The sequence below is a fragment of the Chromobacterium sp. LK1 genome, from assembly GCF_001043555.1.
Classification (GTDB): domain Bacteria; phylum Pseudomonadota; class Gammaproteobacteria; order Burkholderiales; family Chromobacteriaceae; genus Chromobacterium; species Chromobacterium aquaticum.
The window spans coordinates 59,382-78,492 of sequence record NZ_LDUI01000008.1 but is presented as its reverse complement, the minus strand read 5'-3'; the positions used below and the strand labels follow the sequence as shown (position 1 = coordinate 78,492).

17 protein-coding genes are annotated in these 19,111 nt (G+C 64.1%); 10 read left to right on the top strand and 7 right to left on the bottom strand.

All coding sequences use genetic code 11. The annotated features are described in order from the left end of the window. Positions 1 to 16 precede the first annotated feature (16 nt). The 3 genes from VI26_RS04970 (at position 17) to VI26_RS04960 (ending at position 2,243) form a co-directional block, all read left to right on the top strand. Positions 17 to 946: a U32 family peptidase gene (locus VI26_RS04970; protein WP_197081388.1), complete on the top strand. Its 930-nt coding sequence runs from the start codon at positions 17 to 19 to the stop codon at positions 944 to 946. Next, positions 933 to 1,367, top strand: coding sequence for an SCP2 domain-containing protein (locus tag VI26_RS04965; RefSeq protein WP_048408642.1), 435 nt, complete (start codon positions 933 to 935; stop codon positions 1,365 to 1,367). The genes VI26_RS04970 and VI26_RS04965 overlap by 14 nt, the downstream gene beginning before the upstream one ends. 117 nt (positions 1,368 to 1,484) lie before the next feature. After that, entirely contained in the window at positions 1,485 to 2,243 is a 759-nt protein-coding gene (locus VI26_RS04960) for a GGDEF domain-containing protein (protein WP_053074235.1), read from the top strand. Between the two features lies 1 nt (position 2,244). Here the strand turns inward: VI26_RS04960 and VI26_RS04955 are convergent, their stop codons facing one another. Beyond that, positions 2,245 to 3,537 carry an FAD-binding oxidoreductase gene (locus VI26_RS04955; RefSeq protein WP_048408641.1) on the bottom strand — a complete coding sequence of 431 codons (1,293 nt, stop codon included), beginning with the start codon at positions 3,535 to 3,537 and terminating at the stop codon, positions 2,245 to 2,247. 216 nt (positions 3,538 to 3,753) lie between these two features. After that, positions 3,754 to 4,719: a LysR family transcriptional regulator gene (locus tag VI26_RS04950; RefSeq protein WP_048408640.1), complete on the bottom strand. Its 966-nt coding sequence runs from the start codon at positions 4,717 to 4,719 to the stop codon at positions 3,754 to 3,756. Positions 4,720 to 5,350: 631 nt separating this feature from the next. On the opposite strand from VI26_RS04950, the gene VI26_RS04945 reads away from it, so the two are divergent. The 4 genes from VI26_RS04945 (at position 5,351) to VI26_RS04930 (ending at position 9,029) form a co-directional block, all read left to right on the top strand. Continuing rightward, on the top strand, positions 5,351 to 7,063 hold the full coding sequence (locus VI26_RS04945) for a ribonucleoside triphosphate reductase (protein ID WP_048408639.1): 1,713 nt from the start codon (positions 5,351 to 5,353) through the stop codon (positions 7,061 to 7,063). 19 nt (positions 7,064 to 7,082) lie between these two features. Then, the gene (gene nrdD, locus VI26_RS25140; RefSeq protein ID WP_048408638.1) at positions 7,083 to 7,262 is read left to right on the top strand and encodes an anaerobic ribonucleoside-triphosphate reductase; all 180 of its coding nucleotides are present in this window, start codon (positions 7,083 to 7,085) and stop codon (positions 7,260 to 7,262) included. Next, a complete protein-coding gene (locus VI26_RS04935) occupies positions 7,243 to 7,950 on the top strand; it encodes an anaerobic ribonucleoside-triphosphate reductase activating protein (protein WP_231580955.1) in 708 nt (235 codons plus the stop codon). Before nrdD ends, VI26_RS04935 begins: the two co-directional genes overlap by 20 nt. 278 nt (positions 7,951 to 8,228) lie before the next feature. Then, the gene (locus VI26_RS04930; RefSeq protein ID WP_082150892.1) at positions 8,229 to 9,029 is read left to right on the top strand and encodes a LuxR family transcriptional regulator; all 801 of its coding nucleotides are present in this window, start codon (positions 8,229 to 8,231) and stop codon (positions 9,027 to 9,029) included. 157 nt (positions 9,030 to 9,186) lie between these two features. Here VI26_RS04930 and VI26_RS04925 read toward each other — a convergent pair whose 3' ends face one another. Beyond that, a complete protein-coding gene (locus tag VI26_RS04925; RefSeq protein WP_048408635.1) occupies positions 9,187 to 9,858 on the bottom strand; it encodes an acyl-homoserine-lactone synthase in 672 nt (223 codons plus the stop codon). 412 nt (positions 9,859 to 10,270) lie between these two features. Here VI26_RS04925 and VI26_RS04920 point away from each other — a divergent pair, with 412 nt between their 5' ends. Next, entirely contained in the window at positions 10,271 to 11,452 is a 1,182-nt protein-coding gene (locus VI26_RS04920) for a nitronate monooxygenase family protein (protein ID WP_048408634.1), read from the top strand. Positions 11,453 to 11,544: 92 nt separating this feature from the next. Here VI26_RS04920 and VI26_RS04915 read toward each other — a convergent pair whose 3' ends face one another. The 3 genes from VI26_RS04915 to VI26_RS04905 form a co-directional block, all read right to left on the bottom strand. After that, positions 11,545 to 12,339, bottom strand: coding sequence for a MetQ/NlpA family ABC transporter substrate-binding protein (locus tag VI26_RS04915; RefSeq protein WP_048408633.1), 795 nt, complete (start codon positions 12,337 to 12,339; stop codon positions 11,545 to 11,547). A gap of 76 nt (positions 12,340 to 12,415) precedes the next feature. Next, positions 12,416 to 13,093, bottom strand: a complete 678-nt coding sequence (locus VI26_RS04910) for a methionine ABC transporter permease (protein WP_048408632.1) — start codon at positions 13,091 to 13,093, stop codon at positions 12,416 to 12,418. Next, complete coding sequence (locus tag VI26_RS04905; RefSeq protein ID WP_048408631.1) at positions 13,093 to 14,103, bottom strand: methionine ABC transporter ATP-binding protein; 1,011 nt, start codon at positions 14,101 to 14,103, stop codon at positions 13,093 to 13,095. Before VI26_RS04905 ends, VI26_RS04910 begins: the two co-directional genes overlap by 1 nt. A 217-nt stretch (positions 14,104 to 14,320) precedes the next feature. Here VI26_RS04905 and VI26_RS04900 point away from each other — a divergent pair, with 217 nt between their 5' ends. After that, positions 14,321 to 15,676, top strand: a complete 1,356-nt coding sequence (locus tag VI26_RS04900) for an aldehyde dehydrogenase family protein (protein WP_048408630.1) — start codon at positions 14,321 to 14,323, stop codon at positions 15,674 to 15,676. A gap of 50 nt (positions 15,677 to 15,726) precedes the next feature. Beyond that, positions 15,727 to 16,617, top strand: coding sequence for an AraC family transcriptional regulator (locus VI26_RS23110; protein WP_053074234.1), 891 nt, complete (start codon positions 15,727 to 15,729; stop codon positions 16,615 to 16,617). Positions 16,618 to 16,758: 141 nt separating this feature from the next. Here VI26_RS23110 and VI26_RS04890 read toward each other — a convergent pair whose 3' ends face one another. Beyond that, positions 16,759 to 19,080, bottom strand: coding sequence for a class I SAM-dependent DNA methyltransferase (locus tag VI26_RS04890; protein ID WP_082150891.1), 2,322 nt, complete (start codon positions 19,078 to 19,080; stop codon positions 16,759 to 16,761). Positions 19,081 to 19,111 lie beyond the last annotated feature (31 nt).

Here is a 19,111-nt window from a genome sequence, read left to right as displayed (position 1 = left end):
GCGCAGAAAGCCGCCTATGACTACCATCAATCTGCAACTGACGCTGGGGCCGGTGCTGTTCTTCTGGCCGCGCGACACCCTGCTGGACTTCTACGCCGCCGCCGCCGACTGGCCGCTGGACCGCATCTACCTGGGCGAAGTGGTGTGCTCGCGCCGCCAACAGATGCGGCCGCAGGACTGGATCTCGCTGGCGCGCGATCTGAGCGCCGCCGGCAAACAAGTCACCCTCAGCTGCCAGGCGCTGCTGGAAAGCGAATCCGACCTGCGCCGCGCGCGCCAATTGGCCGCCAACGGCGACATCGCGCTGGAGGCCAACGACCTGGGCGCGATCAAGCTGGCGCGCGAACACGGCCTGCCCTTCGTCGCCGGCCCGCATCTGAACATCTACAACGCCGACACCCTGAAGCTGATCCGCGGCTGGGGCGCCGAACGCTGGGTGCCGCCGGTGGAAATGGACCGCGCCACGCTGGCCGAGCTGCTCGCCCGCTACGCCGAAATCGGCGCGCCCATCGCCACCGAAGTCTTCGCCTGGGGCAAGCTGCCGCTGGCGCTGTCGGCGCGCTGCTTCACCGCCCGCCATTACAATCTGAGCAAGGACGATTGCCAGTTCCGCTGCCTGGACCACCCGGACGGCCTGGCCATGCGCACTCAGGACCAGCAGGACTTCCTCACCCTCAACGGCATTCAGACCCTGTCCGCCGGCTGCCACAGCCTGCTGCCGCACCTGGCCGAACTCGCCGCCGCCGGCGCCGGCGCGGTACGCATCAGCCCGCAGTCCCGCGCCACCGGCGACATCGTCGCGCTGTTCCGCCAGGCGCTGGACGGCGCCGATCCGGCCGCCCAGCACGCGGCCAGCAGCCCGTTCGCCGACGGGGCGCTGGTGGACGGCTACTGGCGCGGCCAGGCCGGCAATCAAGCCATAGGAGCATCGCATGCGCATTCCTGATCTCGCCCTGCCCTCCGCCGCGGCCACGCTGCTGTCCCGGCTGCCGGCCACGCCGCCAGCCTGGCTGCTGGCGGCCAGCCTCAACCAATTGGCGCGCCGCGGCGTGCTGCCGGCGGAAATGGAACTGCTGGCCGGCCGCCGCTTCGCCATCCGCGTGCTGGACGCCGGCCTGACGCTGCGCTTCCGCGCCGACGCTCAAGGCTTCCACGCCGACTCCGCCGACGGCGACGCCGATCTGCGCTTGTCGGCGACGCTGGCAGACTTCGCCCGCATGATGCTGCGCGAGGAAGACCCGGACACACTGTTCTTCCACCGCAAACTGCAGATCGAGGGCGATACCGAGCTGGGACTCATCGTCAAAAACCTGCTGGACAGCGTGGACTGGAGCGCCACGCCGCTGGCGCGCTTCATGGCCGCCTGAGCGCCGAGCGCGCGCGCGGCTTGTGGCCGGGCCAAGTTTGGGCTAATCCGAAAAGAATAAACACAAAGCAAAGCCGCCTCCCGGCGGCTTGCCATCATCGGAAACGGCCCAAGCCCCATGAAGCCACGCCTGTTCAGCCCACGGCTGATCCTACTAGACCTGGTCATCCTGCTGCTGGCCAATCTGCTGATTTTCTGGCTGGCCGACCGCTTTCAGCTGACTTCCGCGCCGGCTGACCATAGTCACCTCATGGGCCTGGCGCTGGTGCTGTGCGTCAATCTGGTGCTGTCGCTGGCGCTATTCGCTTATCGCCGCGCGCGCGAATCCCACGCCATGCTGCAGGAACTGAACACCATCGCCGGCCAGGACGCGGTCACCGGCCTGGCCAACCGCCGCCAGGCCAACACCATCCTCGACCGCGAAACCGAGCGCTCCTACCGCACCCGGCGGCCGTTCTCGGTGCTGCTGCTGGACATCGACCATTTCAAGGACGTCAACGACAACTACGGCCACTTGGCCGGCGACCAGGTGCTGGCCGCTTTCGGACAACTGCTGCAGAAACGCGCGCGCCAGCTGGACACCGTGGTGCGCTGGGGCGGCGACGAATTCCTGGTGATCTGTCCGGAAACGGATCAAACCGGCGCGCTGGCGCTGGCGGACGATATCCGTCAGCGGCTGGCGCAAACCGAGCTGCCGGCGGTGAAGCATCTGAGCACCAGCATAGGCGTGGCCACCCAGACTCTGGACGATATGCCGGAAACCCTGCTGCACCGCGCCGACATGTATCTGTACGCGGCCAAGAACGCCGGCCGCAACCGCGTGGTGGGCGAGGCCGGCAGCGCCAGCCGCGAGCGCCGCCTCGCTCCGGAGGAATGACTCACCACCCCAGGCGGTCCCTCAAGCCATACCACCAGGCGCCCAGCGTCAGCATCGGCACCCGCAGCGCCCGCCCACCAGGGAAGGGGTAATGCGGCAGGCCGGCGAAATGGTCGAAGCGCGCGCTGTCGCCGTCTATCGCCTCCGCCAGCAAGCGCCCGGCCAGATGGGTATAGGTGACGCCATGGCCGCTGCAGCCTTGCGAATAATAGATATTGTCGCCCATGCGCCCGGCCTGCGGCAGCCTAGACAGCGTCAGCGAGAAATTGCCGGTCCAGCCGAACTCGATCTTGTAATCGGCCAGCTGCGGGAAAGTCTTCAACATCTTGGGACGAATCAAGCGCTCCACCTCGCCCGGATCGCGCGCGCCATAGACGGTGCCGCCGCCGTACAACAGCCGGTTGTCAGCGGTCAGCCGGTAGTAGTCCAGCAGGAAGTTGCAATCCTCCACGCAGTGATCGCCCGGCAGCAGGCTCTTGGCCAACGCCTCCGGCAGGCGCTCGGTGGTGATCACCTGGGTGCCGCAGGGCAAGCTCTTTTCCGCCAGCGCCGGCACCAGTTCGCCCAGGTAGGCATTGCCGGCCACCACCAGGAAACGGCTGCTGATCTCGCCGCCGGCGGTCTCCACCCGCACTCGGGCGCCGGGATGAATCTTCAGCGCCGCCGATTGCTCGAAAATCCGCCCGCCCAGCGATTCCAGCGCCGCCGCCTCGCCCAGCGCCAGGTTCAAGGGATGGAGATGGCCGCCCCAGTTGTCGAGCAAGGCGCCGGCATATTGCTGCGACGCCACGATGCCGCGCATGCCCTCGCGGTCGATCAACTGCAGGCCGGTATGGCCATGGCTCTCCCACAGCCGCTTCTTGGCCGCCAGTTCGTCCAGCTGCTTCTGAGTGAAGGCGGCGAACACATTGCCGGTTTTCAGATCGCACTGGATGCCGTAGCGCTCAATGCGCTCGCGAATGATGCGACCGCCCTCGAAAGCCATCGCGCCCAGCGCCGTGGCCGCCGCCTTGCCGTGGCGGCGTTCGATCACGTCCATGTCGCGGCTGTAGCTGTTGACGATCTGGCCGCCGTTGCGTCCGGATGCGCCCCAGCCCACCCGCGCCGCCTCCAGCACCGCCACCTGATAGCCGCGCTCGGCCAAGTGCAGCGCGGTGGACAGGCCGGTATAACCGGCGCCTATCACGCAGACATCCACTTGCTGCACGCCCTGCAACGGCGGGCGCATCGGCGCGGGATGGGCGGATGCGGCGTAATAAGAGCTCGTGTGTTCCAGTCGGGCCGGCGCGTTCATGGCAGTCTCCTTGGCGAGCCGGACGCGGCGGGGCTTATTGGGCGCGCGGCGGCTTCGTTCATGATTTGTATAAAAATACAATACACGCGCTCATTATAATTAACAACAGCTAGCCGAAAGGAGGATGCCGCCAGCGCTCGCCCCGCTATCCGCGTTGGAAAACGGCAACAAAAAAGCCAGCGCTCGCGCTGGCTTTTTTGTTGCCGAATCCGAAGTTCAGACGGCGTTCTTCTGCGCCGCCTTGCGTTTGGCGCTGAGATCCAGCCCCGGCAGGTCCGCCATGATGTCAGGATGGTCCGCCAGCTTCTCCACCACGAAGTCCACGAACACACGGGTACGCGGCGCGATATGGTCGCGATGCGGGAAACAGATGTATATGGAACGCTCCAGCGACACCATATCGGTCAGCACCGGCTCGAGTTCACCGGAACGGATCAGGTGCACCACCTCGTGGCCCGGCAGTTGGGCCACGCCCATGCCCAGGCGCGCCAGTTCGGCCACCGCTTCCATCTCGTTCAGCGTATAAGTGCCGTTGACCTCCAGCGGAATGCGTTCGCCCTTGCGGTCGAACTCCCATTTGAACAAGCGTCCGGACGTGGGGAACTGGAAGTTGATGCAATCGTGGTTGCTCAACTCCTCCGGCGCGCTGGGACGGCCATGCAAGTCCCAGTACCCGGGCGAAGCCACCACGTAGAGCGGCATCTGCGCCAGATTGCGCGCCACCATGCGGCTGTCCGGCATCATGCCGGAACGCACGCCCACATCGTAGCCGTCCTCGATCAGGTCGCTGAAATGATCGTCCAGGCCGAAGAACACGCGCACCTTGGGATAACGTTCACAAAACTCGCCCATGATGGGCAGGATGAAACGCCGCCCAAAGGAATTGGGCATGCTGACCCGCAGATGGCCGGCCGGTTCGTCGCGGCTGGCCTTGAGCTGGTTGATCGCCGAATCCAGATTGTTCACCGGACCGCGGCACTGGGCGTAAAAGCGGCGTCCGTCCTCGGTCAGCGTCAATTGGCGCGTGGTGCGGTTGAACAGGCGGACCTCCAACTCCTGCTCCAAGCGGGCGATACTCTGGCTGATAGCGGCCGGCGACACGCCGAGCTTGCGCGCGGCGTCGGAGAAACTGCCGTTTTCCGCCGTGGTCATGAAGACCATCAATGCTTTTAAGGTGTCCATATCAGGGATGTTCCAGGCTCGGCATTGCTCACCCTTTTTATGCCAGTCAGCCTGGGGGGATTTGACAATGCTGATAACATTATTAAGTAGTATCTCTTTAAAAAGGGTACACCAAACCCTTAGGCGATTAAAGGAGAACTTGCAAATTGTTCTGAATGCATCTTCGCGACAAACTCACGCCTGAAACAGGCCTACCACGCAGCTTCCCCGCTGCACCGCCCGCGTAGCGCGTTTTGTCATATTATTTTTACTACATAGTTGAAAATACATTGCACTATTTTCTATGCAATCCAAGTATGCACCCGATTCAGTCCGAATGCCATGAGTTTGTTGCAACAGACTCAATGAAACCGCATCAAGTTGGCAACAATATGCCGATGACGCGTCACAAAGCTTTCCTACACGCTTGAACGCCAGCCCCCAGATCGCCTCCCGCCGCCAACCACGCCCCCCGGCCAAGCACCAGCATCTCCTGCCGGAAAAACACAATATCTATGCAAGACAAAACAGCAAACCACTATTACTAGTTGCCAGACGCTTGATCCGCATCAAGTTATCGCCATCTGCGCGACACAAGCGACAAAACACTATTTATAGTGGAGCCCATTCGGAACCATCACTATATATAGCAATGAATACTGCTTCCGCGCCTACTGCTCCGGTCGATGCCATCGCCGCGATCGATGAATATCTGGACCGCGCCGATTGGCGAGTCAATGCCAACGCCAATCAGGGCTATAGCCTGGGCGGCCTGATCCTGAACATCGCCGGCAAGCTCACCGCCAATTACTGGCTGGAGCGGGTGCTGGCGCCGGAAGTCGCGCTCGCCCACCGCCAGGGCGATCTGCACATCCACGACCTGGACATGCTGTCCGGTTACTGCGCCGGCTGGTCGCTGCGCACCCTGTTGCAAAACGGCTTCAACGGCATTCCCGGCAAGGTGGAATCCGCCGCGCCGCGCCACCTGTCCTCGGCCTGCGGCCAGATCGTCAACTTCCTCGGCACCCTGCAAAACGAATGGGCCGGCGCGCAAGCCTTCAGCTCCTTCGACACCTATCTGGCCCCCTTCGTCAAAAAAGACGGTCTGAGCTATGAGGCGGTGCGCCAGTGCGTCCAGGAACTGATCTACAACCTCAATGTGCCCAGCCGCTGGGGTACCCAGACGCCGTTCACCAATCTGACCTTCGACTGGACCTGCCCGGACGATGTCGCCGAGCAGATCCCGGTGATAGGCGGCGAGGAAATGCCGTTCCGCTACGGCGATTGCGCGCGCGAAATGGCGATGATCAACCGCGCCTACATCGAAGTGATGCTGGCCGGCGACGCCAAGGGCCGCGCCTTCACCTTCCCGATTCCCACTTACAACATCACCCGCGATTTCGACTGGCACGGCGAGAACACCGATCTCTTGTTCGAAATGACCGCCAAATACGGCCTGCCCTATTTCCAGAACTTCGTGAATTCGGACCTGGAGCCGCAAATGGTGCGCAGTATGTGCTGCCGGCTGCAGCTGGACTTGCGCGAATTGCTCAAGCGCGGCAACGGCTTGTTCGGCAGCGCCGAGCAGACCGGCTCGGTCGGCGTCATCACCCTCAATTGCGCGCGCCTGGGCCATCGCTTCGCCGGTGACTACCCAGCGCTGATCGCAGAAACCGACCGCCTGCTGGAACTGTCGCGCGACGCGCTGGAGAAAAAACGCGCCGAAGTGCAGGCGCGCATCGACGATGGCCTCTATCCCTATACCCGCCATTTCCTCGGCTCGCTGCGCAATCACTTCAGCACCATAGGCGTCAACGGCATCAATGAAATGATCCGCAACTTCAGCGCCGACCGCATCGACATCGCCAGCGACGAAGGCCACCAACTGGCCTGCGATTATCTGGACCACATTCGCCAGCGCATGGTCGAATTCCAGGAAAGCACCGGCCACCTGTACAACCTGGAAGCCACCCCGGCGGAGGGCACCACCTACCGCTTCGCCAAGGAAGACCGCAAGCGCTATCCCGGCATTCTGCAGGCCGGCAGCGACGCCCATCCGTATTACACCAACTCCAGCCAATTGCCGGTGGGCTTCACCGACGATCCGTTCGAAGCGCTGCAACGCCAGGAGAAGCTGCAGCGCAAATACACCGGCGGCACCGTGCTGCATCTCTATATGACCGAGGCGATCAGCAGCGCCCAGGCCTGCCGCGAGCTGGTACGGCGCGCGCTGTCCAATTTCCGCCTGCCCTATATCACGGTGACGCCGACCTTCTCGATCTGCCCCAAGCACGGCTATCTATCCGGCCATCACGAATTCTGCCCGCGCTGCGACGCCGAACAACTGGCTCGCCAGCAAGCCTGACCTCAAGAAAGGAAACCGCATGACGCCTCCCCTCCGCATCCCCGGCCAAGACGCCGCCCCGCTCCGCGACGAACAACGCACCCGCTGCGAAGTCTGGACCCGGGTCATGGGCTATCACCGCCCGGTGCAATCCTTCAATATCGGCAAGCGCGGCGAGTTCGATGAACGGGTCTGCTTCAGTGAAACCGCCGGCAACTGACGCCGCCTCGGCCCGCATTGGCGGGCTGACGCCGTTCTCCAGCTGCGACTGGCCCGGCAAGCTGTGCGCGGTGGTATTCCTGTCCGGCTGCCCATGGCGCTGCGGCTATTGCCACAACCCGCACCTGCTGCGACGCGGCAACGGCGAAGCGCGCTGGCCGGACATTCTGCGCTGGCTGCAAAGCCGGGTCGGCCTGCTCGATGGCGTGGTGTTCTCCGGCGGCGAGCCGCTGCAGGAGCCGGCGCTGCCGGCGCTGCTGGAGCAAACGCGGGCACTGGGCTTCGCCACCGGCCTGCACACCGGCGGCGCCTATCCGCAACGCTTGCAACAGGCGCTGCCGCTGCTGGACTGGGTTGGGCTGGACATCAAGACCGGCTTCGACGCCTACCCGGCGCTGACCGGCCTGCCGCGTAGCGGCGAGCAAGCGCGGCAATCGCTGCAGCTGCTGTTGCAAAACAACAGTCAATTCGAGTGCCGCAGCACCATACATCCGCGCTGGCACGACGAGGCGCAGCTCGCCGAACTGGCGCGCCGACTGGCGGCGCAGGGCGTGAGCGACTACCACTGGCAACAACTGCGTCCGCCGCCGTCCTCCGCGCTGACCGCCACGCCTCCCGGCTGGCCGGCGCCGGCCCTGTTAGAAGAAATCGCGCCGTTGTTCCAGCATTTCAGCTACCGGGAACACTGACAGAAGGTTCAGTACCCCAGCCCTCATCACGCGCCGCCCGCGCGGCGCCCCGCTCCTCCCTCCCGATTCGACTGGGCCGAATAGCATCAAATAAGCCATTGATCAATATAATTATTTCCACTTACGGATTTTTGGACAGGCAATTTGTTATAATGTCGGCGACGAATGCAACAGCCGCTGTTCTTAGCACCAGAACAAGGAGTTAGCGCTTCCCATGCCTTTTGCATGTGGGCTACTATCCAGCAGCGTAAAACCACAAGATCAAGAAAGATTTGCTCATGGTCATCTCAAATTCCGCGATAGCACGGCCGCTGCCCAGCGGTTTGTCTGCGAGTCAGCAATGGACATTGCTGGAATGGATTCACCTTGCCGGACAAATCGAAACCGAAGCCGAGCTCAGGGCTTTCCTTGACCTCATCATCAGCCATGCGCCTTCCGAGCACATCGTCCTGGCCTTGGGACGTGTCAATCAGCAACAGCAGATCCAGCGCCTGGAACGCGTGCTGAACGTCAGCTATCCGGTCGAATGGACCGAGCAGTACATGAAGGAAAACTACTCGCAGTGCGATCCGATTCTGCGCATCCACCTGGGGCAGGGTCCGGTGGCGTGGAATGAGCGCTTCAGCCGCGCCAAGGGCAAGGACGAGAAGAAATTCATCGCGGAAGCTTCGTCGGTGGGCCTGGGCGACGGTCTGAGCTTCAGCGCGGTGTCGCAACGCAACAATCTGGGCTGCATTTTCTCGCTCAGCGGCAGCGAAACCGCCCATGACAGCAATCTGGTGGCCATGCTGGATTGTCTGACGCCCCATCTGCACCAAGCCGCGGTGCGCGTGGCCAATCTGCCGCCGGCCACTCCCAGCTCCATGCCGCTGTCGCAGCGCGAATACGACATTTTCCACTGGATGAGCCGCGGCAAGACCAATTGGGAAATCGCCACCATTCTGGACATCAGCGAGCGCACGGTGAAATTCCACGTCGCCAACGTCATCCGCAAGCTGAACGCCAATAACCGCACTCACGCCATCGTGCTTGGCATGCATTTGCTGCCGCCACCCGGCCTGGTCGTCACCGGCCCTTAGCCCCCGTTCCAACTTTGGATTTACAGGCTAAAGCCTGTTCAAAGGCTGCCATGCGCCATGGAATGTTGCTTGCTGAGCACAGGAACGCGCATTGCCACCGGCCTTGCCTCGCCCTTGATTCGCTGGGCTTTGAACAGGCTGTCGCCTTGTTTTTCAATCAGAACGGCATCGAGGCCGCGGCATGCCGCGTTTCAAACTCGTACCAGGCGCGGGAGCGCTCCGGCGGCGCCTTGATGCCCTTGCGCAAGCCCAGAATGAACTCCGGCTCCGCCTGCGGCCAATCGACATAGCCCGCCATCGACAGCACTCCACCATCCAGATGCATGGGCACGCCCACCGGCACCACCGGGAAACCCATGCGCACGATATGCCGGTAGAACACCGGCTCCACCACGAAGTACATCCGCTTGACCCCGCGCAGCAGCGACCACTCCAACAGGCTCAAATACAACAGCCGTCCGGCCTCCCGCATCCGTTGCGGCGAAGCGCGCTTGTCGACGGCGAAGCGGGTGATTTCTGCCGCGCTCTCGCCCTTGCTGATGCTCTCGCCGGGAGCCAGCAAACGAGAAAACTCTCTCTCTATCATGAAAGGCCGCGTGCCATGAGTCAGCCGCACCGAGCCCAACACGCCCTGCGTATCCCTTACCGCCAAATTGTCGGAAAAACCGTCATACTCGTCGCGGTCCAGGCCATCCACGCTAGGCGCCACCCAGTTCAGTTGCTCACGGAAAACAAGATGGCGAAATTTCAATAAATCGATCTCCCAGTTGGTTCCATTCACTCGATCGACCAACATATCGCCTAGTCCGATGGGGAAAAAATGCGCCATTACTCTCTCCTAGTCCGTTTTTCTTGCGGTGGGAGCACTGTAAGTGCTGGTTTCCACAGCGAAATCTGACCAAATGGACAGGAAATGGAGTTCTATGCCGTGCTAGTGCCTTGGCAAAAAAACCTTTTGGCAGCGCACACAAAAAAGCCACTGCAACCCTTTTTCAATCACAAATACATGCAATTGTCATTTATTGATTTCTGAAATTTCTTGCTGTAAGAATATCCTTACTGAAATCAAAAGCTTGCACTACCTCATATCATTCTCATGGCAAAACAAGTCCTTGAGTGGATGATCTTTTTTCGTAAATAGAAAGAATCCAGTCCTTATTTATTGCTCTAGAGCAAAGACTCTTAAGCCGCCGGCGCTTAGCATCGAGCTGTTTTTTCACCCATCGCGGCAACGTTGCTAAATGACCACAAATCTCTCCCGCTATTCCCCGCTCCTGATAGGCGGCCGCGCGCTGCTCCCCATCGTGCAAGGCGGCATGGGCGTAGGCGTCTCCGCCAAGAGCCTGGCCGGCCATGTCGCCCGCGCTGGCGCGCTGGGCACGGTGGCCAGCGTTGATCTGCGCCACCTGCACGCCGACCTGGTCGAGCAATCGCAATACGCCGCCGGCCAGGCGGAGCTGGACCGACTCAATCTGATCGCGCTGGATCGCGAGATCCGCGGCGCGCTGGCCAATGCCCAGGGCCAGGGCATGGTGGCGGTCAATGTGATGAAGGCGGTGGCCTCCTACCCGGACTATGTGCGCCAGGCCTGCGCATCCGGCGCCGATGCGGTGGTGATGGGCGCCGGCCTGCCGCTGGACCTGCCCGAGCTGACCGCCGACTTCCCCCGGGTGGCGCTGATCCCCATCCTGTCCGAAGCGCGCGGCATCGGCATCGTGCTCAAGCGCTGGATGAAAAAAGGCCGGCTGCCGGACGCCATCGTCATCGAGCATCCCAAGCACGCCGGCGGCCACCTGGGCGCGGCCAGCATCGGCGAGCTCGACGCCGAGCGCTTCAGCTTCCAGAAGGTGCTGGACGAAACCCGCCAGCTTTTCAAGAGCCTGCAGCTGGAGAGCGAGCGCATCCCGCTGATCGTCGCCGGCGGCATCAACAGTTTCGAGAAGATGAAGACCTGCATCCAGGACTTCGGCGCGTCGGCGGTGCAGATCGGCACCGCCTTCGCCGTCACCCGCGAGGGCGACGCTCACGATAATTTCAAGCGCACGCTGGCCGAGGCCAAGCCGCAGGACATCGCCGAATTCATGAGCGTGGCCGGCCTGCCGGCGCGCGGCGTGCTGACCCCCTTCCTGAAGAGCTATCTGAAACGCGAAGCCAAGCTGCAGGCCAACGCCAAGGCCGACCCGGCGCGCTGCACCCAGAGCCTGAATTGCCTGAGCGCCTGCGGCCTGCGCGACGGCGTGGCCAAGATGGGCCAGTTCTGCATCGACCTCAAGCTGGCCGCCGCCTTCCGCGGCGAGGTGAGCAAGGGCCTGTTCTTCCGCGGCGCCGATCCGCTGCCCTTTGGCGACGCGATGCGCAGCGTCAGCGAGACCATCCGCTATTTCCTGACCGGCGAAAAACCGGCCGATCTCGCGGCCGGCTGAGCCGGCACGGCACGCTCCGACATGACAAAGCCCCGCATGGCGGGGCTGTGTCGTTCAAACCCGGGCAGCCGGGCACCTCCTCATCCTGCCGTTCAGAACGCCGGGATCACCGCGCCCTGGTACTTGCTCTCGATGAACTTGCGCGCTTCCGGGCTGGCCAGCGCGGCGGCCAGCTTCTTCACGCCGGCGCTATCCTTGTTGTCGGCGCGCGCCACCAGCAGGTTGGCGTACGGCGAGGTGGTTTCGATGAACAGCGCGTCGCGCTTGGGATTGAGCTTGGCTTCCAGCGCGTAGTTGGCGTTGATCAGCGCCAGGTCCACCTGCGGCAGCACGCGCGGCAGCGTGGCGGCTTCCAGTTCCTTGATCTTCACCTGCTTGGCGTTGGCCGCGATGTCCTTCACCGTCGGATACAGATTGTTGCGGTCCTTCAGCTTGATCACGCCGCCTTGGTCCAACAGCAGCAAGGCGCGGCCGGCATTGGTCGGATCGTTGGGAATGGCCACGGTCGCGCCCTTGGGCAGGTCCGCCACTTTCTTGAACTTGCTGGAGTAGGCGCCGAACGGCTCGATGTGCACCGGCTTGCTGGCCACCACCAGCTTGGTGCCGCGGTCCTTGTTGAATTTATCCAAGTAGGGAATGTGCTGGAAGAAGTTGGCGTCCAGGCGCTTCTCGGACACTTGCAGATTGGGCTGCACGTAGTCGTTGAACACCTTCACCTCCAGCTTGACCCCTTGCTTGGCCAGGGTCGGCTTCAAAGCCTCCAGGATTTCCGCGTGCGGCACCGGCGACGCGGCCACGGTGACGGTCACCGGCTCGGCGGCCAGCGCTTGCGCGCCCCATAGCGCGGTCACGGCGGTAAAGGCGAAGCGAGCGATATTCTTTTTCATGATGCGATTTCCTCTATTCAACACAATGTTGGGTTCAAATCTCTTGGGTTTTCGATGCGGCCGCAGCGCAGAGCGCTCAGCCGCGTTGACAGCGCAGCACCAGCCGGTCGCCGAAACTCTGTATCAACTGCACCAGCAACAGCAGCAACACCACGGTCACCACCATCACCTCGGTCTGGAAGCGCTGGTAGCCGTAGCGCACCGCCAGATCGCCCAGCCCGCCGCCGCCGATGACGCCGGACATCGCGGTATAAGACACCAGCGCCACCGTGGTCACCGTCGCCGCGCCCACCAGGCCGGGCAAGGCCTCCGGCAGCAACACATGACGCACCACCTGCCACAGGCTGGCGCCCATGGACTGGCTGGCCTCGATCACGCCGCGGTCCACCTCGCGCAGCACGTTTTCCACCAGCCGCGCGAAGAAGGGCGAGGCGCCGGCGACCAGCGGCGGAATCGCGCCGGCCACGCCTATCGAGGTGCCCACCAGCTTCACCGTCAGCGGGATCATCACGATCAGCAGAATCACGAAAGGCAGGGAGCGGAACACATTGATCAGAAAGGACAGCACCGCATACAAGCGCGGCCGCGCCCGCAACTGACCCGGCGACGTCACGTACAGCAGCACGCCCAGCGGCAGGCCGAACACCACGGTGAACAATAGCGACGCGCCCAGCATGGTCAGGGTGTCCAGCGTGGCCAGGCCTATCTCCGGCCAGTCCATGCTCAATAATTGCGCCCAATCGAAACCATCCATCACAGCACCTCGCAACGCACGCCCTGGCGGGCGAATAATTCCGGCAAGCTCTCCAGCGGAGCTTGCGATTCGATCACGCCGGCCACCAATTGGCCAAACGGCGTGCCCTTGATCTCGGACAGCGTGCCGCTGACCAGATTGAAGCGGGCGCCCGCCTGCTTGCCCACCACGTCCAGCACCGGCTGCAGGGTGGGCGCGCCGACGAAGGTCAGCTTGATCAGCGGCGCGCCCACGCGCTGCTGCCAAGTCTGACGCGCCTCCTCTTGGTACAGCCCGGTTTCCGCCAGCAGGCCGCGGGTCACTTCATGCCGCGGATGCAGGAAGACCTCCAGCACCGGCCCCTGCTCCACCACGCGGCCGTGATCCAGCACCGCCACCTGGTCGCACAGCTGGCGGATCACCCGCATCTCATGGGTGATCAGCACAATGGTCAGCCCCAGCTGGCGATTGATGTCGGCCAGCAGGGTCAGGATGGAATCCGTGGTTTCCGGGTCCAGCGCCGAGGTCGCCTCATCGCACAGCAACAGTTCGGGATGATTGGCCAGCGCGCGGGCGATGCCTACGCGCTGCTTCTGGCCGCCGGACAGCTGCGCCGGGTATTTGTCGCGGTGGCCGGCCAGGCCCACCAGCGCCAATAGCTCGTCCACTCGGGCGTCCATCTGGGCCGCGCTGACGCCGCCGGCCAACTCCAGCGGGAAGCGCACATTGGCGGCCACGGTGCGCGACTTCAACAGATTGAAATGCTGGAACACCATGCCGATGCGCTGGCGGCGCAGCTGCAGCTGCCGGCTGTCCAGCGCGGTCAGCTCGGTATCGCCCAGGCGCACCGCGCCGCGGTCCGGCCGCTCCAGCAGGTTCAGGCAGCGCACCAGGGTGCTCTTGCCGGCGCCGGAACGGCCGATGATGCCGAACACCTCGCCCTTGGCCACTTTCAGGCTGACATCGTCCAGGGCCAGCACTTCGCGTCCATCCACGCGGTAATGTTTGTATAAGTTTTCTATCGCAATCATGTCTTGCCTCTGATCTCGCCGTCCGTCCACGCCACTGCCTGGCGATTGCGATCCAGTCTATAAGCAAGCCACATAAAACCTAAAGAACTATGAATTTACCCATTTATTCAAATTAGAAATATAACGAGCAAATCGCCGCGGATTTGACCCTATCCATCCCAGCCGCCGGTGATTTTTGCTACATTGCTCTTTTGCCCGAATACCGATACAGCACGTCATGACCGCCTTTACCAGCTGCAATCCCGCCACAGGAGAAGTCGTCTACACCCGCGCCGCCTGGCCGGAATCCCAATTGCCCGTCGCGCTCGCGCAGTTGCGCGCGGCCCAGCGCCGCTGGCGCGCGCAAAGCGTGGCCGAACGCGCCGCGCAATTGCTGCGCGTCGCCGATCAATTGCAGGCCCACCGCGAGGAGCTGGCCGGCCTGGTCACGCTGGAAGTGGGCAAGCGCACCGCGGAATGCCTAGCCGAGATCGACAAGTCCGCGCAATTGATCCGCTATTACGCGCAGCTGGCGCCGGAACTGCTGGCCTCGCTGGAGATTCCCACCCAGGCCAGCCGCAGCGGCGTGGCCTTCGAAGCCCTGGGCACGGTGCTGGCGGTGATGCCGTGGAACTACCCGATCTGGCAGGTGCTGCGTTTCGCGGTGCCGGCGCTGATGGCCGGCAATGCCTGCCTGGTCAAGCCGGCGCCGTCGGTGCCGCAATCCACCCAACGTCTGCTGGAACTGGCGCGTGCCGCCGGCCTGGAGACACTGGAAGTGGCCTGGATAGACCATGACCAGGTGGAAGAGGCCATCCGCCAGTGCGATGCTGTTGCCTTCACCGGCTCCACCCAGACCGGGCGCGCCATCGCGGCACTGGCCGGCCGCCATCTGAAGAAAACCGTGCTGGAACTGGGCGGCAGCAATCCCTTCATCGTGCTGGCCGACGCCGATGTCGCCGCCGCCGCGCAGGACGCCGCCAACTCCCGTTTCCGCGACGCCGGCCAAAGCTGCAACGCCGCCAAGCGCATGATCGTGGTGCCGGAGATCGCCGACGCCTTCATCGAGGCCTTCTGCGCCGAGGCCGCCAAGCTGCGCGCCGGCGATCCGCGCCACCCGGCCACCACCTTGTCGCCGCTGACCCGCGCCGATCTGCGCGAGGCCTTGCACGCCCAGGTGCTGGACGCCGTCGCCCACGGCGCCGAGCTGCGCCTGGGCGGCCAGATGCCGGTCACGCCCGGCTTCTTCTACCCGGCCACGGTGCTGGACCGGGTCAACCCGGATTGCCGCGTCTACCACGAGGAAGTGTTCGGCCCGGTGGCCAGCATCTTGCGCGCGCGCGACGAGGCCGACGCGCTGCGCCTGGCCAACGACACCCCGTTCGGCCTGGGCGCCAGCATCTACAGCGCGGACAAGGAACGCGCTTGGGCGCTGGCGCGCCAGATCGAGGCCGGCAGCGTGTTCATCAATCGCCACACCAGCTCGGACCTGCGCCTGCCTTTCGGCGGCGTCAAATCCTCGGGCTATGGCCGCGAGCTGTCCGAGTTCGGCTTGTACGAGTTCGTCAACGTCAAGACCTACTGGCAGAAGTAGTCCCGCGCGCAGCGCACGCGGAATGTTCAGTCGTCCGCCATGTCTTTATCATGACGGACATGATGAACCGCTTGCTCTTGCCTCCTCCGCCGGCGCTGGCCCCCTTGCTGCGCTATCTGCACCTGCAGCTGGACAGCGCAGGCGAAATCCAACTGCCGGCCACGCCGTGGCCGCATATCGGCGTGCTGCTGGCCGGCCGCAGTCAGACCGTGATCGACGGCCTGATGGTGGCCACTTCGCCGCGCGCCTTCGTCAGCGGCCCCATCACCCGGCCGATCACCCTGCGCGTCGCGCCGGGCACTCGCTTCATCAGCGCGCTGCTGCGGGTGGGACAACTGCCGCGGCTGCTGCCGCTGGACTGTTGGCGCTTGAGTGATCAGGTCTGGCCGCTGGAAGAATTGATAGGCGGAGATGAGGAGGCCAAGCTGTGCGACAGCCTGCAAGCCTGCCCCCAGCCGCAGGACTTGGCCGATGTCTTCGGCCGCTGGCTGCTCAAGCTGGCGGCGGAGCGGGAATTGCGCCAGCCGCGCGCGCTGCGGCTGCCGGTGGCGCGCCTGTTCGAACAGGACGCCGCCACGCTGGCCGCCGACTGCGGCCTGAGCCTGCGCCAGTTCGAGCGCCGCTTCCTGGCCAGCTACGGCCTGCCGCTGCGCGACGCTCGCCGCCTGCTGCGCTTCGTCAATATGCTGGGGCTACTGATTTGCCGGCCGCAGGCCGGCGGCAAGCTGGCGGCGCTGGCGCAGGACTGCGGCTACTTCGACCAGGCGCACATGGCGCGCGATTTCCGCGCGCTGTCCGGCTTCACGCCGAGCGAGATGCTGCGCCGGGTGCACGGCGCCGACGACGCCGCGCTCAGCCTGCTGCAATACAGCCCGGCCGAGCGCAGCCTAGTGCTGGGGCCGGACAATAGCGATGTGCAATTGCTGGACCTGCTGCCCTGAGCGCCTGCGCAAAGTCTCGAGCTAGAGCGAGACAAGGCGAAAACAGCTGAGGAAGCGGAATGTACCCGCGGAACATGGGCATTTCGACGCGGAACTCATCGTGTAACGCTCCACGACGCGCAGCGGATCGTGAACAGGTTCTTACTCCCGCTCCGGCAGCCGCGCGCGCAGTGTCTCGCAATGCGCCTGCCAGTCCAGCAGCCGGCGCTGCAACAGCGCCAGCGCCTGATCCTGGCTCTCCCACTCGGTCACCAGCTTGCGCTGCTCGCTGAGCGGCGGCAACGGCACCCAGGCCTCGGCCAGCGCGGAGAAATCCAGACACGCCTCCTCCACCGCCGCGCCCAGGCGCTCCAGGCAGAAACGCCACCATTCGGATTGACGATAGCAATCGAAGAAGGCCGGCAACAACAGTGTCTCGTCCAGCACAAAGCCTTGTTGACCATCGGCGGCGAGCAAGGCCAGCTCCTTCTCGTTGCGCGCCAGCCCACCCTGGTACAAACGCGCCGGATCAAAGGCGAAAGCCTGCGGCGGCACGCTCAGCCCCTGGCCGCTGCCGGCCTGGCGCCAGCCGTCGGCGACGGGCTGGCACAACTCGCCCGATGCCGTCTCCGCCAGCGGCGTCGCCAGCTCGCCGAGTTTGCGCAGCTCCCAATTGCCGGGAATCACGCCCAGCGGGCTGGGCTTGAACGACTGGTGCGGGCTCCATTTGCCCATGCGCCGCGTGCCATAGCCGCGGTTGAGCAAGGCCTGGATCCGGCTAGGCCGCAGCTTGCGGCTGGCCGCGTACTGGCTGGACAGCAGTTCCAGCTTCTCCTCGGCCAGGCTCAGGCAGCCTTCCAGCTCGCCCGGCTCCAGCTGCCAGCCCTGCTCGGTCAAGAACGCGGCCAGGCGCAGGTCCAGCGCCTGCTCCTGCTCTTGCAGCCCGGTCAGCTCGGTGGCCAGCGCCTCGGCATCCACCACCTCGGCGGTTTCGTCCGGCGCGAAATAACGCTGCAGATTGAGATTGCCGCGATGCCCCTGTTTGACCTCGCGCAAGCCCACCACCCGCAGATAATCCGGCTCCTCCCGCTCATCTTCCACCGCCGCGCGGTAGGCGCGGAGAATGTGCTCCACATCCTCGGGCCGCAGCGCGTTCTGCGCGCGTCCGCGCGCGAAGGCCTTGCTGGCGTCGATCAATATCACCTTGTTGCGCAGCGGCGCCGGCTTGTTCTTGTTCAACACCACTACGCAGGTGGGCATGCCGGAGCCGTAGAACAGCGCCGGCGGCAGGCCTATCACCGCCTCGATGCGGTCGCCGGACTGGCCGTGGCTGCCGAACAGCAGGGCATTGCGGATGCGGCCCTCGTCGCCGTCGCGGAACAGTACGTCGTGCGGCATCACCAGCGCGGCGCGGCCATCCTCCTTCAACGTGGCCAGCACATGCTGGACAAAGGCGTAATCGCCGAAGCTGCGCGGCGGAATGCCGTAGCCGAAGCGCTTGTGCTCGTCGACCAGCTTCTTGTAATTGGGCTCGGCCGGTCGTTTGCGGCGGCGCTTCTTGCCATCGGCCGGCGGCGCTTCCGCCACCTCGGCTTCCAGCGGCGTCCACCAGTTCTTCACCGTGAACGGCAGTTGCGCCACGGCGCGGTCGAAACGCGGCAGCAGGCCCTCCGGCGACAAATGCCCGGGCGCCACCAGGGTGTCCCCCAGTTCCAGCTTCATTTCCACACCGTGGAAATACGCGCACAGCTTGGCCATGGCCCAGGTGGCAGGTAGTTTTTCCTGGCCGAAGATTTCCAGGTCCACCGTGCCGTCCGCCCGTTTTCCGCCGGGCCGGCCGGCCATCATCCGCCATGCGTCGAATAGCGTGCCGGCCGCGCCGCAGCTGGGGTCGTACAGGCTGTGTCCCGCTTGCAGCTCCACCAATTCCAGCAGCAGCCGGCTCACCGGCGCCGGCGTGGAAAACGCGCCGCCGCGCTTGCCGGACTCCACCGCGTAGCGGCGCACCAGCCCCTCGCAGACCTCGCCCAAGCGGGACGGGTCCTCCAGGTCGGCATTGCCCAGCTTCAAGGCGCCGATATGGTTCATCAGCGGATGCAGCACCTCGTCGCTCAAGCGCTTGTGCCCCTGGTATTGCACCACGCTGAGCACGCCGGCCAGCGCCGGCCGGTGTTCCTCCAGCGCTACCACCGCCTTGTCCAGCGCCTCGCCTATGCCCTTCTTGCGCTCCTGCAGGCCGGGCCAGCGCGCCGTCTGCGGATAGATTCCGTATTGTTCCTGCACCACGCCGTCGGCGCGCTTGCGGCTCATGCCCTCGGCCGCCACCAATGCCTGCACCCGCTCCACGAACACATCGTGGCAGCGCTTGAGCACAAACAGGCCGAACACATGATTCTTGTAGTCGTAGAGATCCACCTGCTCGCGCAGCAGCTCCGTGGACGCCCACAAGTCTTGTTCCAACTGGTCCGGGGATAGCAAAGTCATAAGGCAACAACCAAGAAAAATGACAAACCCG

Coding starts and splice junctions, on each gene's coding strand:
- VI26_RS04920 (WP_048408634.1), top strand. CDS start 10,271: ATGACCACAAATCTCTCCCGCTATTCCCCGCTCCTGATAGGCGGCCGC.
- VI26_RS04915 (WP_048408633.1), bottom strand. CDS start 12,339: ATGAAAAAGAATATCGCTCGCTTCGCCTTTACCGCCGTGACCGCGCTA.
- nrdD (WP_048408638.1), top strand. CDS start 7,083: ATGACGCCTCCCCTCCGCATCCCCGGCCAAGACGCCGCCCCGCTCCGC.
- VI26_RS04900 (WP_048408630.1), top strand. CDS start 14,321: ATGACCGCCTTTACCAGCTGCAATCCCGCCACAGGAGAAGTCGTCTAC.
- VI26_RS23110 (WP_053074234.1), top strand. CDS start 15,727: ATGACGGACATGATGAACCGCTTGCTCTTGCCTCCTCCGCCGGCGCTG.
- VI26_RS04930 (WP_082150892.1), top strand. CDS start 8,229: ATGGTCATCTCAAATTCCGCGATAGCACGGCCGCTGCCCAGCGGTTTG.
- VI26_RS04890 (WP_082150891.1), bottom strand. CDS start 19,080: ATGACTTTGCTATCCCCGGACCAGTTGGAACAAGACTTGTGGGCGTCC.
- VI26_RS04910 (WP_048408632.1), bottom strand. CDS start 13,093: ATGGATGGTTTCGATTGGGCGCAATTATTGAGCATGGACTGGCCGGAG.
- VI26_RS04905 (WP_048408631.1), bottom strand. CDS start 14,103: ATGATTGCGATAGAAAACTTATACAAACATTACCGCGTGGATGGACGC.
- VI26_RS04925 (WP_048408635.1), bottom strand. CDS start 9,858: ATGGCGCATTTTTTCCCCATCGGACTAGGCGATATGTTGGTCGATCGA.
- VI26_RS04970 (WP_197081388.1), top strand. CDS start 17: ATGACTACCATCAATCTGCAACTGACGCTGGGGCCGGTGCTGTTCTTC.
- VI26_RS04955 (WP_048408641.1), bottom strand. CDS start 3,537: ATGAACGCGCCGGCCCGACTGGAACACACGAGCTCTTATTACGCCGCA.
- VI26_RS04950 (WP_048408640.1), bottom strand. CDS start 4,719: ATGGACACCTTAAAAGCATTGATGGTCTTCATGACCACGGCGGAAAAC.
- VI26_RS04960 (WP_053074235.1), top strand. CDS start 1,485: ATGAAGCCACGCCTGTTCAGCCCACGGCTGATCCTACTAGACCTGGTC.
- VI26_RS04945 (WP_048408639.1), top strand. CDS start 5,351: ATGAATACTGCTTCCGCGCCTACTGCTCCGGTCGATGCCATCGCCGCG.
- VI26_RS04965 (WP_048408642.1), top strand. CDS start 933: ATGCGCATTCCTGATCTCGCCCTGCCCTCCGCCGCGGCCACGCTGCTG.